The organism is Pueribacillus sp. YX66 (genome assembly GCF_041725775.1).
In the GTDB taxonomy this organism is placed as follows: Bacteria; Bacillota; Bacilli; order Bacillales; family UBA6769; genus Pueribacillus.
In genome coordinates, this window is sequence record NZ_JBEUEL010000026.1 from 26,257 (window position 1) to 42,845 (window position 16,589).

Below are 16,589 nucleotides of genomic sequence, written 5' to 3' on the forward strand. Positions count from 1 at the left end.
AAGCTCCTAGTCCTTCCGACAATTTAATTCCTCTTTTATGACATGGTATATCCAAAAAAATACAGAATTAATCCAAAAGTTATAAATAAGTATTAGTTTGGAAATGATGAATGATGCTTTTGTTTTAACTTAAGGAGGAGCATTCATGGGAATCATTCGCCAATTTATACCGACGTTTAATCGAGAAGAACTTTTGTTGCGAAAAGCTCAATATAATCAAGACGGGTATTATGTCCACCATACAAAAAGAATAGAAAATCCATTAGTTACTGTGATCTTGCCAGTATACAATGCAGAAAAGACATTGAAGAAAACGATCGATTCTGTTATTCGCCAAACGATCGGGTTTAAGAATATTGAACTCATTATTATCGATGATCGTTCGACCGATCGTTCCAGAACGATCATTTTGTCTTATGCGCGACTGTACCCGAATATTGTTCCTGTTTTTTTCAGAAAAAATAATGGCTCGCCAGCAATACCAAGAAATATCGGGATTCAATTGGCAAAAGGTGAATATATGATGTTTATTGATTCGGATGATTGGCTAACTCCAAATGGAATTGAGGTTTTATATAAAATATTAAAGAAGACAGGGGACCATTATGCGATTGGCAGAACGATTAAGGTGGAAGACAATAAATATGCAATTACAGGTGAATACAATAGTTGCGAAGAGCGTGAATCGATTCATCCGTGCACAATTCCTCATGTATTTCAACATTTAGGACCGACGGCTAGAATGATGAGAACACAATTTGTAAGAGAGAATAAGTGCAAATTTCCAAATATGCGTTATGCGGAAGACAAACAATTTTTTATTGATGTACTAACAAATTGTCCTTCCATCTCGACAACGAAAGAAGTCGTATATTATGTCAATCGAAACAAAGATAATAAGAGCCTAGTTTCAAGAACGTCGATTTTTGAAAAAACAGATACAAATATAGCGGTTATAAATTATGTGATTAGCAAAAATTTACCCGAGCAAATTGAAAGAATGGTGTTAAATCGTTTATATGAGTTTGATTGTATTACGAGGTTATTCAATCGACAACATTTCTTAAAATCGAGACAAAAAGAGAAGTACTTTCAAAAGTTCGCGGAAGTGCTAAACACAACGACACAATTACGTTATGATTTTACGGAAAACTTTTTTGAACCGTGGCATAAAGTTCTAGTTCAACTATTTAAAGAAGAGCGTTACGATGATATCGTTAGCTTAATTCGCTGGAGTATAAAGGAAACTGCTAAGCAAACGATTATTAAAGATGGACTTCCTTATTATCGTCTGCCTTTTGACGATGATTATCAATTGGCGCGGTTGCCTTTATTAGCTGTTTATCATTCTTCTGAGAGGGAGAAAGAGAATGTAAATATCCACTTTCATATATATGGAGATCCAGAGCATAAAATTGACTCACTTATTATTCGTGATCGGGTCAATCATTTAAACGAACGACAGTTTCCGATTGTACAGGAAGACACTCAATTGTATACTGTTTCCATCCCTTATGATGAGTTAGCAAAACTTTCTTCGTCAAGCTATTTGGTGTTTATTCGCTATAACAAATACCGAAATTTAATGATTAAAATGAATACGAGAAACATTATTACTTACCATAATAAAGAATTCGATTTTTACACGACGATAGGGGATAATTACGGGTTGAAAGTGAAGTAGTGTTAATAATTGAAAGTGAAGGTTGTTATTTTACCAATAGTGAAGCATTTTAGGAAAACGAAAAAAACATCAAGTGCTCCAAATTTTTGGAACACTTGATCTTAGTTAACTAAAATATTCAATAATCCCAAGCATAAGCGCTTCTGCAATTTGACTTCTGTAGCTACTTTGCTTTAACTTAGTTGCATCACTCGAATTGTCTATGAATCCTACCTCGACAAGCGCGCTAGGCATTGTTGATTCTCTATTGATGTGTAAGTTTCCATCTTTTACCCCACGGTTACGGGCATTTGTTTTATCTATCAAATGTTTTTGAATACTAGTTGCTAACTGTTCGCTTCTAGTTGGTTCGGGACCTTTGCTGTACCACCATGTTTCGATGCCAGTACCTCCGCCAGCATTTACGTGAATACTGATAAATATATCAGCATTGGACCGGTTTGCTAAATCCGTTCTATCTTTTAACGATGGATAGGTGTCGGATTCTCTAGTCATAATGACTGTAAAACCTTTTTCTTCTAATAGTTTTTTTGTGCGCTGAGCGATATCTAATGTAATATCTTTTTCTCGTAATCCATTGCCGATTGCTCCTGGATCACTTCCGCCATGGCCAGCATCTAATACGATAACTTTACCATTTCGAACGGATACATCGTTTTTATGAAAGTATCCGGTTCTCGCTTTTCCATTTACGTAAACAGTAGCTTCATACCAACTATCAGTATACGTACGATATATAAGGTTACTACCAAATGCATATGTTTTTAGTGTAGTAGAGGACCTTGAAGCGCTACTATAGACTCTTGTTGGTTGTTTAATTGCAAACCCATTAACTCTTTCTTGCTTATCGGTAATGTTTTCTACGTGGTTTTTATGAATGTATCCTGTATGCGCCTTACCATTTACGTAAACAGTAGCTTCATACCAATTTGGTGTAAACGAACGATATTTAAGAACGTGTCCTTGTCGATAGCTTTTTAACGCTCGTGAACGTTTTGACGCTTTGTCGTAAACTCGTGTCGGATTTGCAACACCAATGCCATTTAAAGTAGTAGAAGAAGGAACAGCAGTTTCAACATCAGTGACATTGATATATCCTGTTAAAGGTTTTCCACTAATATAAACGGTTGCCTCATACCAATTCGATGTAAATGAACGATATTTTAATAAGTGACCTTGCTGGTAATTTTTTAGAGCTTTGGCACTCCTTGTTGCGCTAGCAAATACTCGAGTCGGGTTGGCAATTCCAATACCGTGTAATTGTTGCGAATCCAATGTTGCCGTTTCTACATCGTTTTTGTGAATATATCCAATATGTGCTTTTCCATTAATATAAACGGTAGCCTCATACCAATTGGAATTATGTGTGCGATAAATTAGAATATGTCCTCGTTTGTATGATTTAAGCACACTTGAAGATTTTGAACGGTCACTATATACAGCTGTAGATGTATTTTTAGCAACACCTTTTAATCGTTCAGCGTTATCTTGAGGAGGCGCATTAGCAACATCAGATGCATGAATATATCCAGTATGTGCTTTTCCATTTACAAATACAGTTGCTTCAAACCAATTGGAAGTAAATGCTCGATATTTTAACCCGTGTCCTTGCCGGTAACCTTTTAGAACACTAGCGTTTCTTGAAGGAGAAGAATAAACTTCTACATATCTAAGCGCAAAACCATGAAGCTGTTTTTGATCTTGAGTAATGACTTCAACATCATCAGCATAAATATAGCCGGATAGTCTTTCTCCGTTAACAATTACAGTTGCTGAATACCATTCTGAATTGTGTGGCTGAAAGAGTAAAATATGTCCTTGGTTATATGATCTCAGTACTTCAGATTTTGTTGACATTTGAGCATATACATGGGTGGTTTGTTTTAAAGCAACTCCACGTAACCGTTCTACTTGGGAAAGTTGTTGAGACTTCTCTTCACTCTTTTTTTGCTCAGTTATTTGCTGTTCTTCCGTATTAGTATCTTCTATTGTTTCCGACTCTTGCGATGAATCTGTATTTCTCGTATTTCTACTAGATTCATTGTCAGGAAGTTCCTTTGGATTTTTTTCAGTATCATCAAGATTATTTTCATTTGTTAAATTTTCACGGTGTAGCCTGAATTCGTCAGCTTCAGCTTTCGGAATAACATACTGTGAATGTACATATCCCGTCACTAACGCATTCTTTTCGTCATCGTGAAAAGAGATTAAAGCCCACTCTTCATGCTCTTCCAGCAACGTAACAAGCGTATCATCTGGAATTTTCTGAAGAACTCGATTAAATGATTCATCCTCGTACAAATCAATTGTTTGTTGGGCAGATTCGTGAAATAAAATAACTTCCTCATTTTGAACTGGTTGAGCAAATGTATACTCAGTGAGTAAATAGAAAGAGGTTACTAGGGTGACTAAAAAAGTAATCTTACTTACAAACTTCATGATGATACCCTCCAGCGAAAAATTACTATTCTATTATTATTTTGTAAATTAAATGTCCTCACGCTCCTTTCTGTATAAATATTATCGGATCTTTCTGGTTTTATTTAAAGGTGAATATTGAAATCCAATGCTTTTTACCTATCGAGATAGGAATTTTAGAAATCGGTTTGTGGATCAACAAAAATCTTCTTTATAACTCTCTTACTTGCATTTCCATCTTCTAAAGAACAAAACTTTGAGTAGAAATCTCTAAATGTGTCAGTGGTCCCGACTTCTGTTATTTCTAGCTCTTGAATTTTAGAAATGAGTTCGTCTGTTGTTTTAATTAGTGGACCAGGTGCATTATTTACAAAGTCAAAGTAAAAGCCTCTCAAATGATCTCGATAGTTTTCAATGTCATACACGAAAAATAGCATCGGTCGTTTTAAGTTCGCGTAATCAAAAAATACAGAAGAGTAATCTGTTATGAGCAAGTCAGACATGAGATACAGTTCACGGATATCGTTATGGTTTGAAAAATCGTAGACGAAATTCTCATAGTTGCTTAAATCAAGATTTTCAGCTACTAGGTAATGTAGTCTTAAAAGGAAAATGTGGCTATCTCCTAAAGCGGACTGTAATTTTTGTAGGTTTAATTGCAAATCAAACTTATATTTTCCTTTTGAATAAAATTGATTGTCTCGCCAAGTGGGAGCATATAGAATGACTTTTTTGTCTAAAGGAAGACCACTTTTTTGTTTTAATTTTGTGATTGTGCCTTCGTTGTTATGATTGATTAAAAAGTCATTTCTAGGGTATCCTGATTCAATGATCGTTTTTTTAAAACCAAAAGCACGTCTAAAAATTTCAGTTGAATAACGATTAGGAGAGATCAAATAATCCCATTTACTTGCTTCATATAGAAAATTTTTTTTATATTTTTCGGTGTTTGTACCAGGCATGTGAACGTGTTCGATATCAACACCTAACTTTTTTAACGGAGTACCGTGCCACGTTTGAACGTAAATCGTTTGTTTTGGCTTCGGAATCCACAGAGGCATCCTACTGTTAACGACCCAATATTTTGCTCTAGTCATTAAAAATAACCATTTAATTGAAAAACGAGTTGCGAATTTAAGATTGTACTTTTTAAAAGTATCAATATGTCTTCTGTCGGCACTCCAATAAAGTGTAAGTTCTGGGTGGTGTTGTTTCAGATATTCGTAAATGGCTCTAGGATTGTCGCTATATGATTTTCCAAAAAAACTTTCAAATATAACAAGTGTATTTTTCTTAGGTAACACTACGCCGAATAGTTTAAATAATTTTTTATATAATCTTGTAAACGTATTTTTGAGCTTTGCTTTAATCATTGCCAATGTTAAATCACGCCAATTTGTGTTGTTTATTTATTATTGTAACCTATCGGACCTTTAAAATCGATCAACAAACTAGTGATTTTAAAACACCGGTAGTCTTTGTAGCTCTTGTTAATAATAGGATTTTTTCAGGAGCAAGCAAATGATGATCAATACGTAGGCGAAATTTAATGATTGTCGATCATATCCTTTGCTTTTTTAATAGCGGAACTAAAAATGATGAATATTAAGTTTTGATAAAAAACTAATACTAAAAAACCCTTGGTTTCGCTTATTAGCAAAACCAAGGGTCGCAGAGCTCTATTCAATTGTCGAGATTCACCATGTGAATTAACATTCAGTTCGACACTGCAGTGTAGGGAGAATAATCGTATCCTAGACTCTTTATTTTCTGTATAATTTTGCACTTTCTTGTCCAACATAAAGTCCGACTGCTCGATTTTCTCTCCAAACTCTAGGAAACTCTGAAAGTGGAACATTGGTTGGACCAACATACGGTGAAATTTCAGGAGTAAAAGCAGGTCGTTTTTTTGTATGGATAAACCAATCAGTAAAGCCTCCACCTGAAGGATTTGGTCCCGGATATACGAGAGAATATCCTGTCAGTTTGCCAATTCTTTTAGCGTATATGTGATCTCGGCTATAATTTGCTGGAGGCTGCTTGTAGTTCCAGTAAAGGATTCTTCCACTGCTATGGTAAGATACAGCTATTTGTGGATTGATTTCGTTAACTAGTTTTAACACAGCTTTCGTTTCAGCTGCAGTATGAGGGGATTTACCTTTATAGTTTTCGTAATAAGGTTTACCTGGATTATTTTTGATTGTTGCCCATCCTGCGTTATATTGACGATTCAAATCTACACCTTTCGCATTGGCTTTCCAACGTTTAAAGTTTTTACTCCCATTATTCATTCTAATTAGGGAGTTATGAGTGCTTTTAGGAAAGGCTTGAAGTCCGTGTTGTTGAAGGGTTACACCGTCAGGATTAACCATCGGAATAAACCAAAGAGTAGTTGAATTCAAAATGCTTCTAGCACTGTACCCGCCAATTTTGCTATTCCTTTCATATGCTTTTGCATATTCTTCTATCATGTACATATTTAAATTTGTCGTAAGCCATTCGCGTGCATGATGTGACCCGTTGATAAAGGCTGTTGCGTTCCCTTTCCCGATAGAAATGGCATAAATGTTTCTACCATACTCTGACTTGCCTACAGATTTGTAAGTAATTAAATCAGGATATGCATTTTTTAACTTTTTAATGTCGCTAGCCATATTGTTATAAGTATACGTTTTATGCGGGTTCACAATTCCAGCATCGTTTTTATGAATATAGCCCGTATGTTTTTGACCTTTCACATAAATAGTTGCAATGTACCAACTATTATTAAACGGACGGTATTGAATCGCTCGTCCTCTAGCATAACTTTTTAGTTTTTTAGAACTTTTGGATGTTTTACTATATACGTAAGTCGGTTTAGCAATAGCATATCCTTTGATTAAGGGTGATTGATTAGTAACGTCTTTTACGTAGATATAGCCAGTACGAGCTTTACCATTTACGTAAACAGTTGCTCTATACCAGTCTTTATTGTACGGCTTAAATTTAAGCAGATGTCCTCTACTATAACTTTTCAATTTCGTTGAGCTTTTTGATCTCGAGCTATACACTGATGTTGGACTCTTAGCAGCATATCCCGTCAAAGAGGGTGCATTCGGGCTTACATCTTTCACGTGGATATAACCTGTTCGTGCTTTGCCGTTAATATATACGGTTGCATTAAGCCAGTTTGAATCATGTGCTCTATACTTTAAAATGTGCCCTTTTTTATAGCTTTTAAGTTTCGAAGAATTCTTTGATGTCGAACTATAAACGGTAGTCGGGTTAGCTATCGCAAAACCTGATAGTAAGGCATTCTTATCCTTTACATCTGAGTGATTGATATAACCCGTATGTGCTTTTCCATTAATAAAGACCGTTGCTTCGTACCAATCAGAGGTAAATGAACGGAACTTTAAAATGTGCCCATAATTATAGCTTTTTAATACACGTGAATTTCTCGATGCATTCGAATACACACGCGTAGGGCTTTTTCCGCCAACTCCTTGTAAGTGGGATGTCGTCGTCACTTCTGTTTCTACGTCCTTGGCATGAATGAAACCTGTTTTAGATTTACCGTTTAAGTAAACCGTTGCAATGAACCAATCGCTATCGTAACTGCGGTATTTGAGGATATGTCCCTTATTGTAGCTTTTTAACACCTTTGAATTTCTAGACGTTTTACTGTATACGTGTGTTTTATTTGCTAGAGCAATTCCTCTTACTGATTTTGATTGATCTTGTTCCCCGACATTTTTTGCAAAAATATAGCCTGTCTTAGGTTTCCCATTAATATACACGGTAGCTATATGCCATTGTGACGAGAATGAACGATAAATGAGACGATGATTGTAGTTGTAAGTTTTTAATATTTCTGAGTTTTGCGAAGGAGTTGCATAGATTGCAACAGGTTGTTTTAAAGCTGCACCTTCAAGTCTTTTTGATTCTGATGTAATAATATCGATATCTTTAGAGTGAAGATAACCAGTCTGATTCTCACCATTAATTTCGATTGTTAAAGTGTACCAATCTGAATCGTAACGGTGGAACTTAAGAATATCCCCTTCTTGATAAGACGTTAAAACAGGTGCTCCAAGCTCAGGTTCAGCATAAACATTTGTCGTTTTTTGAAGCGCTACACCGCGTAGCTCTTCCAATTCCGTTTCAAGCTTTTCTTCTGTTTGTTCATTGGATTCTTTCTCAACTTGTTGAACTTGTTGTGATACAGAATCAGATGTTTTCTCTTTACTCTCTTCAGAAGAATGACCATTGTCTGGTTGCTGTGAAGGAGTAAGGTCTACTTCATCAGTTGTAATCTCTTCTTGACCCAATGCCTGTTGTACCTCTAAATTATTGTTCTCCGGTTGAGACGAGGTAGCACCAACAAGCGGGGGAGTGATTTGAAAGAGTAAAAGAAACAAAACGATAAAAATTTTAAATTTTGAAAACTTGAGCATAATTATCCCCCATAAGTTTTATTCATGATTGAGCAGGTTCAAACATCCCTCCCTTCATAAACCTTTTATCCTAGCACTCATTTACTATATCGTGCATAAATTAGAAAAGTTTAGAACGATGATGAACAGTTTCAAAAGTATGTACGAGAAAAATTAAAATATGATAAGTTATTGTTGAGCGAAATTATAGAAGTCAGGTGCGGTGTTGGTTAGAGTACAAGCAATTATAAGAAAAAAGGAATGAAGTGCTAAGAGTTATGTGGTAAAACTAAAATTTATGTTCGGAAGGGAATTGATATGCGTAAAATAAAATCATTAGCAAAGAATGTTGTAAAGACAATTTTATTTCGATTTTCAATGCCTCTTGAAGCTTATAATTATTTAGCGAAAGGAAAGAAACAAATAAAGCGTAATAATGTAGATAATGCGATTGCTATATTAACAAGAGGAGCAAACGCATTTCCAAATAATTATCAAATTAGAGCTCAACTTGTTGATCTAGCGATGCGCGAAAAAAAGTGGAAACTGGCAATTCAACAATGGGAAAGAATTTTAGAAATTAAAGCAGGTAAGTTGAAAGAGCAAGCATTCCTAAGATATTCCAGTGCCCTTCAAAATGATAAAAGGCTTAACGATGCAGAAAAAATTTTATTCATTGGCTTAAAAACTTATCCTAAAAGTGAAAAAATTTTACATGCGTTAGCAAACCATTTATCAAATCAAAAAAAATGGAAAGCTGCAGCTACAGTTTGGCAAAGTTTGCTCGAATTTAGAGATAGGGGATTAGTATTAAACGCTTATCGAAACTTGGCATTTGTTTATATAAAGCTATATGATTATCAAAAAGCCGAAGCAGTTTTACAGGATGGACTCCAAAAATTTCCAAATAATAAAAAATTAAGGTTATTATCTGTCGATAATGCGATTTACAGATTGAAGTGGTCAGAAGCCTTACAAAGAATAGAGGAAACGATTTCCCTGTATGAAAAAAGGGCTCCAATGAACTTATACATTAAGGCTTCGGTTGTAAACCAAATAGCAGGTAGTGTTCATAAAGCCAATCAATTTTGTAATTACGTTTTAGAAAATTATAAAGAGCGGCTTTCAAAAGACAAAAAAGGGTATAGAAAATTTGTCATTTTTAATAATGGAGAAACTAGAATCGAGTTTAATAAAAAACTTCAACGAACTGAAACTATTGTCATTACCTTTGATTCTTTAAATATGGTATGGAAGAACCCGTCTTTCGCTTTTAAATTATTAAGTCGACAAAATGTTGATATTCTAGCTGTAAGGAAGAAAAGACCGAAATCTCATCATCAGGATTTATCGATTGAAGAATTTAAAAAAGCTGTTCATCCTATGATTAGGAATTATCATCAGAAAGTAGCTTATGGTTATAGTTTAGGCGGGTACTGTGCATTATACTATGGTTCTAGCATTGACAGGTGTACAATTCTTTCACTTGCTCCTAGATTATCGATACATCCTCGTTACGGAAAGCCTGAGGAAATCGAAAAGTTTAAGTTTAAACACTCTTTGAAGTTACCTTCTAATTTAAGCGTGAATCCTATTATTGCTTATGATCCAAAACAAAAAATGGATAACACTTTTGTGAAAGAGGAAATAGTTCAAGCGTTTCCAAACGCTGAATTAGTTGAAATTCCTTACGGTGGCCACGGGATAGCCCCTCACCTTTTAAGAATGGGTCAATTAAAAGAGTTTGTGCTAACTGTAGTTAATGATAATGAAATTCCCAAATATAACAGAAAGAAAAAAATTAAGTCTAATATTTATTTTCGGGTATTAGGACAAGCGTGCTTGAGAAGAAATAAACTTAAATGGGCAATGGCATTAGCAGAACGTTCATTAGAATTACTTCCTACTGATAAATACGGGATTAAATTAAAAGTAAACGTATTAAAAAGAATGGGAAGGTCTGAAGATGCGATTCAATATTTAAAGTCTGCTATAAAACTTGTACCTAAATCGTTAGACATTAGGGAATCTTTGATTGATTTATATTTACAGATTGAAGATTTTAATCTTGCTGAGAAAGAAATAAATAAGGCTGTTAAAGATTTTGGTGAACTAGATTCTTTAGTTAACCGACTGGAAATATTAATTCATAATAAAAGTGTTATCTATTAACTGTTAAATAAAAAGCTAGAGAGCACCCTTTTTAATGAACGAGCATGTGCGATTAAAGAAAAGTGGGAGCAAGAACGATCGTGACTTAGTATCAAGTACGGTTTAGGCTAGCTCTAGTCCTGAAATCATTCTTAAAGCCCGATACCTTAAAGGTTTCGGGCTTTAATTTGAGTTTAACTTAAAGCAATAATTTTAAAAAAAGAAGAATCGAAATTTAGTGATTAATCAAGTCTTTTTTAATCATTTGTCTTGCTAAAAACGATCTAATTGGAGGGACTTTAATTAATCGTTCGTTTACGCTTTTTCCTTTGGTTACAAGATATTATCTTTTAACAAAAAATCAATAATTCTCTTTGTATTTAAATTATCATTGAATGAATTGATTTTTTTATATTTTTCTTTATATTCATTTTCTAAATCATAGCTTCTATCAATCGCATTTTCTACTAATTGTATTAACTCGTTAGTATTCACTGCAATTGGTCCAGGAGCATTATCTTCATTAACTGGTGGGACAGCCTTATATTTTGTAATTAAATACTCTTTATCTTCCCAATAAAAAATTGGATATGCCCCACGATATATAGCATCATAAATTGCGGATGAAAAGTCAGAAATAAAAACTCTGGCTACTTTTAATGCGTTGGAGGGACTAGTTCCCAATAGATCTCTATATTTTGGTGTTTTTTGGTAGATATACTCAGAAAACTTATTGTGAGACACAACCATAAGATTGTTTCTCATTCCTGCTTTTTCAAAAGCTTTTATGACTTTAATTATTGATTTATAATAAGTTGTCTGCTCAATGTTTCCATTATAGATCATTCCTTCTTCCCAATATCTATAAGTTGGCATATACACGATTTTATCTGATGTTTTATCTAAGTTGGCGAAATCAAAAGTTGCTAAACCAGTATACAAAAGATCTGTATCGTCGTATCCCATTTTATAAAACTCTTTAGCTTCTAATTTAGAACTAACTACATTTTTATAAATATTATACGCTGTGAAATCTTTATGGAATATTTTTGCCATAGGATTCTCTACGGGTTTGGCAAACATAATTCCATGTTGCAAAAATACTAGTGGGACCTCTTTAATTTTATTTATAATTGAATTTACAAAGATACGATCATTAATCACATGATTGGATAGCTCACTACTAATAAAAAAATCAGCGTTGAATATCGATAAATAATGTCTAAAAGAAAAACGCTTGATTATGTCTTTACCATATTTGTTTTTTAATTGATAATAGTTATCTGCTTTTTTATCTAAAACAAAGAAATTTTTCGAGTTTAAATTGTCTAATTCCTTTACTTTTTCAAAAACTCTAAACCCTGATTCGTCAGCTTTCGATGCTTGTTTTTCGAAGTATAAATTGACGTTATACTTTTTAGTTTTAAAGAAAACAATTGATATAAATTTTGCGAGTTTTATTTTTAAGGTATTGCTAAAAGAGTACATAGGTGAATATGGAACTATACTATAAGTAGCTTGATTATGAATATTTGTTCGCATTGCAACAATTTTGTTATTAATTTTATTCGTTGCATAAACTTTTAATGGCATTTCCTTTACTTTCAATGGAAAATTATGCAAAATATAATCATTAGAACCTAAATATAGTGGATAATGTACTTTTTGACTTAAATCCAAATCACTCGCTTTAATTTTAAAGTATCCGAATTGCTTTAGAAATTTAACACGTTTAAATGGTCTTTTAAATTTCGCAATTAAATGGTCTGTATTGCTAACATATAAAAAATCATATTTCCCAAATGATTGATATGCATGATGAACCATTCTTCCATATATATAAAAATGCTTACCTAAAGAAAGTACCCTAAGATTGCTTTTAAATTGTGTTACTTCTTCTGGATTATCTTTTGATAAATATACTCCGTTTTGTCTTAAATAAATAAAGTATTTTGTACGATTAATCATAAATATTGCTAAAATATTTCCGTGCGCACTTTGGTATTTTTTAACAACTCTTTTTGGGAAAATCTTTTTAGTTTTTTTCGTCAATTCGATTTCTTTTTGGTCATTAAAAGTTGTCCGTATCTGGGTCAAATTATGATCCCGCAACTCAATAGAAAGATTTTCATGGATGGCAATAATCCTGAATCTGTACTTGAAAATTTTTAATTTTTTTCTATGTGGGTAATAATAGATTGCTAACTCATTGATACCAAATTTTATTTTCCCTAACAATATTCTTCTTAATTTTGTATCTTTTATAGGTAATTCACATTCAATTAAAGTATTCACTCTTCTCGGTGTTAAAAACTTATCTAAAATAATTTGTCTTCCTATATAAGGAATATCAATCACTATATCTGAAAAACTTTTCTTTTGAATATTGATATATTTAGAATAGTTTTCTATAGAAATATCAAATACTTCCTTGAAACCATCTTTACTTTTTTCAGAGTAGTTAATCCAATAAACAGCGTTATTCAGAACATAAACATATATGGTTTGATTATTTTGTAATTGTAATTTACACATGATTTGATCATAACCATTGTAATTTTCGGTGATTAAATAACTTCGGTTGGTTGAAGTATTTATATCTAAGTTTATTTTTGCAGTTACATCAACTTTTTTAAGATAAATCGTTATTTCTTTATCACTTTCAATAATTACATCAATTAAATTACTATAAAGCATTTGTTGTTTCATCAGGTCTTTCTCCTTGTTGTGTTATGCTACTAAAGGATTTTAATAACAAATGATGATAATAAAAAAATAAAAGCTGTCGAGAATACTCGTCAGCTATATTTTTAAGTAAGGACTCTTTGACAAAAAATGAGTACTAGAAAAAACAGTTACTTGTTTTTAAACAAAGACTCTACAATTCTATAGCTTGCAAACCCATCATCAAGAGGACAGAATTTTTGTTTAAAGTTTCTGTATCTCTCTTTATATTCGGTTTTCACTGTCTCAATATTTTCGATACTCGTTATAATTTCATCAGTGTTATATACAAGTGGTCCAGGGGCTTCTTTTTCCAAATCCATATAAAACCCTCTTAACTGATCTCGATAATTTTCTAAATCATACGTATAAAATAACATTGGTTTTCCGGTATTGGCAAAATCAAACATAACAGAAGAGTAATCTGTAATTAAAATATCTGCGGCAAGAAGAAGTTCTTGAATATCTGGATAATCGGATACGTTATGGACGAAATCTTGTAGTGATTCTTCAATTTTTAATTTGTTACTAACAATGACATGCATTCTTAGCAGTATAGTATAGTCTTCTCCCAATCTTTCTTTCATTAACTGCAAATCCATATTGATGTCAAAATAAAATTTATTTCCTCGTAAAGTTTGATCATCTCGAAAAGTAGGAGCATATAAAATAATTTTTCTATCTGGTTTAATATGCAATTTGTTTTTTATTTTTTGGGCAAGCTTATGTCGGTCCTTTTTGTAAAATAAATCATTGCGAGGATAACCGATTTCTAATATGGTTTTGTTAAATCGAAAAGCACTTTTAAATGCTTTCGTTGCATAAGGGCTCGGCGATATGAGATAATCCCAATTTTTTACTGCTGCGCCAACTCGTTCTACATAATCGTCACTACGACCGTGTACCTTTTCTATATCATACAACATTTTTTTTAACGGCGTACCATGCCATGTTTGAAGATAGACTGTTTGAGGTCGCTTTTTAATATACGTAGGGAAGTTCTGGTTGTTAACCCAATACTTTGCTCGAGCTAAATAGAAATAATACTTAGGTGATAACCGCTTGATTTTAATCGTATTTCTATTGTCAAATCTCACATTTCCATTGTTTACCCAAACATACTTATATTCTAATCCCTGTTTTAATAGTTCTTCATAAATAAATTTTGGGCTGTCTGCATATTGTTTTCCAATCCCGCTTTCAAAAAGGATTAAGCTGTTATTTACTGGAAGTAACTTCCGAGTAATGTTGTAAAAAAGCCTCATTGTTGGAAAATAATACCTACTTTTCCTAAACCTCATAAATATCTTGTCAACTATTTCACTATCTAATATTTTTTTATACATTGATTTCTTTTTGGCTTTTTTTACAGCATGATAAATTCTTTGGGAAGCCTGTGTATCTTTATATTTTAAAAATTTAGCAGCCTTTTGCTTGTGTTCTAACTTCATTTTAAAATTATTTTCGGCATAATTTTCGATATGGGTTAAAACTTCAGTTTCCTCAAATGTTATGTCTCCTGGTAAGTCTTCGTCTAAATCAAGGTGCGACCCTTTTTTGCCAATAAATCTTGCTCTGTCAAATTGATAATAGAGAACGGGTTTGTTTAAAAAACTAAAATCAAATGCCACGCTAGAATAATCCGTTAACATCATCGCACTTTCTTTAATAAGATGTTGGACATCAATTTCCCCTTGACTTACTACTTTAATAGGCGAGTCTTGAAAGTAAGGAGTAAAAACTTGCATGTTTGGATGTAGGCAGAAAATGATTTTAAAGTTATATTTTTCAGCCAGGTCATGTAATGTTTTATTATTAATCAAAGAGCGATACCTACTAAAGTATTCACTTTCTATAAATCTATCCTCGCTAACTAACCATTCTCGCCATGTTGGAATAATTAACAATTGTCGTTTTGGGGCTATATCAGGTTTAAATAGACTGTCAAATCTCGATAAACCCGTTACTTGAACTTCTTTAGGTTCATATCCGAAGTCTTTAACGATAATGTTTTTCTCAAAGTCCGAACTAACTAAAAACAAATCAGTATCAAAACTAGTGGATGTTTTCCCATAAAAATGAACTGTGTTTTTGGTACCAATTACCCCATGTTGTAGAAAAACTTTCGTTGCTTTTACTTTTCGTTTAAATTCATCCGTTCTCAACGGATATAAATAGTCGGCATGATGAGAGCCGATGATTCTAGTGGCTACTAAAACATAAAGAATGTGTTTTTTTGATTTAAAATGTAAGATATTCCCATAACCTTCAATGTTTTTTAATTCTGGTGAATCCTCTTCGATGACGTAATAAACATTTTTGTTTGGATGGTTTTCCCTCATATATTTAAAAAAATGATAACCTGTATCTTGAGCTTTATACGGTCTTTCTCCAACTAACCAAATATCTTTTGGTCTATATATCAATCTTATTAACCAATACCATCTCATTAATTTTTTCATATATTTGTAAGTTTCGGTATCAAAAGTTTCAATTTGAAATGATAGGTTAAAAAATCTAATTGTGTAGTATGGGTTTATTGCTAGTGTTTTATTGATTTTTTGCGCAAAGGCAGATTTTACATTAAATTTTGCTTTAAATCTTGGATTGCCTAGTCTAACTCGTATACAATCATCTAAGTGATTATAATGTAACTCTAAATAAACATCATAGATATCTTCATTCAGTTCATAATGATTAAAAATATGATTTAAGTCTAAATTAGCTTTAAATTTATATCGGTTTAATCCGAATTTCTTTTGTGTCTCTTTTTCTAATAAGTTAATTTGAACATCAATTTTAGCTTCCGTACTACTTTCTCTGCCTTTTAATATTAACTGACTTGATTTTAATTCAAAAGTTCGCGTGAAAATTTTACCAACGATTTTCAAATGATTTTTTTTAGATTTTAAAGTGTTTATTTGTGTGGTAGCTCTTGCTTCTAATGGATAGTTTACAGCTAGAGAAATGTTTCCCTTATTTGTTTTAAATAACGTGTATACATCGCCTTGTACCTCTACAGATTTTAAGCTTTCAGTAAAAGTATCTTTAAACCTACCTAAACGAATAGGAAATTCTAAAAAATCTTCTCCATTTTTTTGTGTTGTAGTTGCTTTATTTTAAAGTGGACCCCATCGTCAAGACAACTTTTTTATAAATTTAAGGTGCATTGAGTTTTGCTCCTTCCTATCTTGCCA

6 protein-coding genes and 1 pseudogene are annotated in these 16,589 nt (G+C 32.8%); 2 read left to right on the forward strand and 5 right to left on the reverse strand.

The window, feature by feature from the left end; genetic code table 11:
* The first annotated feature begins 145 nt into the window (after nucleotides 1-145).
* Nucleotides 146-1,684, forward strand: a complete 1,539-nt coding sequence (locus ABU914_RS11500) for a glycosyltransferase family 2 protein (protein ID WP_379669877.1) — start codon at nucleotides 146-148, stop codon at nucleotides 1,682-1,684.
* A 105-nt stretch (nucleotides 1,685-1,789) separates the two neighbouring features.
* On the opposite strand, the gene ABU914_RS15515 is transcribed toward ABU914_RS11500, so the two are convergent.
* The 3 genes and pseudogenes from ABU914_RS15515 to ABU914_RS11515 form a co-directional block, all read right to left on the reverse strand.
* Entirely contained in the window at nucleotides 1,790-4,123 is a 2,334-nt protein-coding gene (locus tag ABU914_RS15515; RefSeq protein WP_483880153.1) for an N-acetylmuramoyl-L-alanine amidase family protein, read from the reverse strand.
* A 155-nt stretch (nucleotides 4,124-4,278) separates the two neighbouring features.
* A pseudogene (locus tag ABU914_RS11510) lies at nucleotides 4,279-5,472 on the reverse strand (CDP-glycerol glycerophosphotransferase family protein); the annotation flags it as partial.
* Nucleotides 5,473-5,865: 393 nt separating this feature from the next.
* A complete protein-coding gene (locus tag ABU914_RS11515; RefSeq protein WP_379669878.1) occupies nucleotides 5,866-8,538 on the reverse strand; it encodes a M14 family metallocarboxypeptidase in 2,673 nt (890 codons plus the stop codon).
* Nucleotides 8,539-8,835: 297 nt separating this feature from the next.
* On the opposite strand from ABU914_RS11515, the gene ABU914_RS11520 reads away from it, so the two are divergent.
* Nucleotides 8,836-10,689, forward strand: a complete 1,854-nt coding sequence (locus ABU914_RS11520) for a tetratricopeptide repeat protein (RefSeq protein ID WP_379669879.1) — start codon at nucleotides 8,836-8,838, stop codon at nucleotides 10,687-10,689.
* A gap of 312 nt (nucleotides 10,690-11,001) precedes the next feature.
* Here the strand turns inward: ABU914_RS11520 and ABU914_RS11525 are convergent, their stop codons facing one another.
* The gene (locus tag ABU914_RS11525) at nucleotides 11,002-13,377 is read right to left on the reverse strand and encodes a CDP-glycerol glycerophosphotransferase family protein (protein WP_379669880.1); all 2,376 of its coding nucleotides are present in this window, start codon (nucleotides 13,375-13,377) and stop codon (nucleotides 11,002-11,004) included.
* 146 nt (nucleotides 13,378-13,523) lie between these two features.
* On the reverse strand, nucleotides 13,524-16,460 hold the full coding sequence (locus ABU914_RS11530) for a CDP-glycerol glycerophosphotransferase family protein (RefSeq protein ID WP_379669881.1): 2,937 nt from the start codon (nucleotides 16,458-16,460) through the stop codon (nucleotides 13,524-13,526).
* Nucleotides 16,461-16,589: the final 129 nt, after the last annotated feature.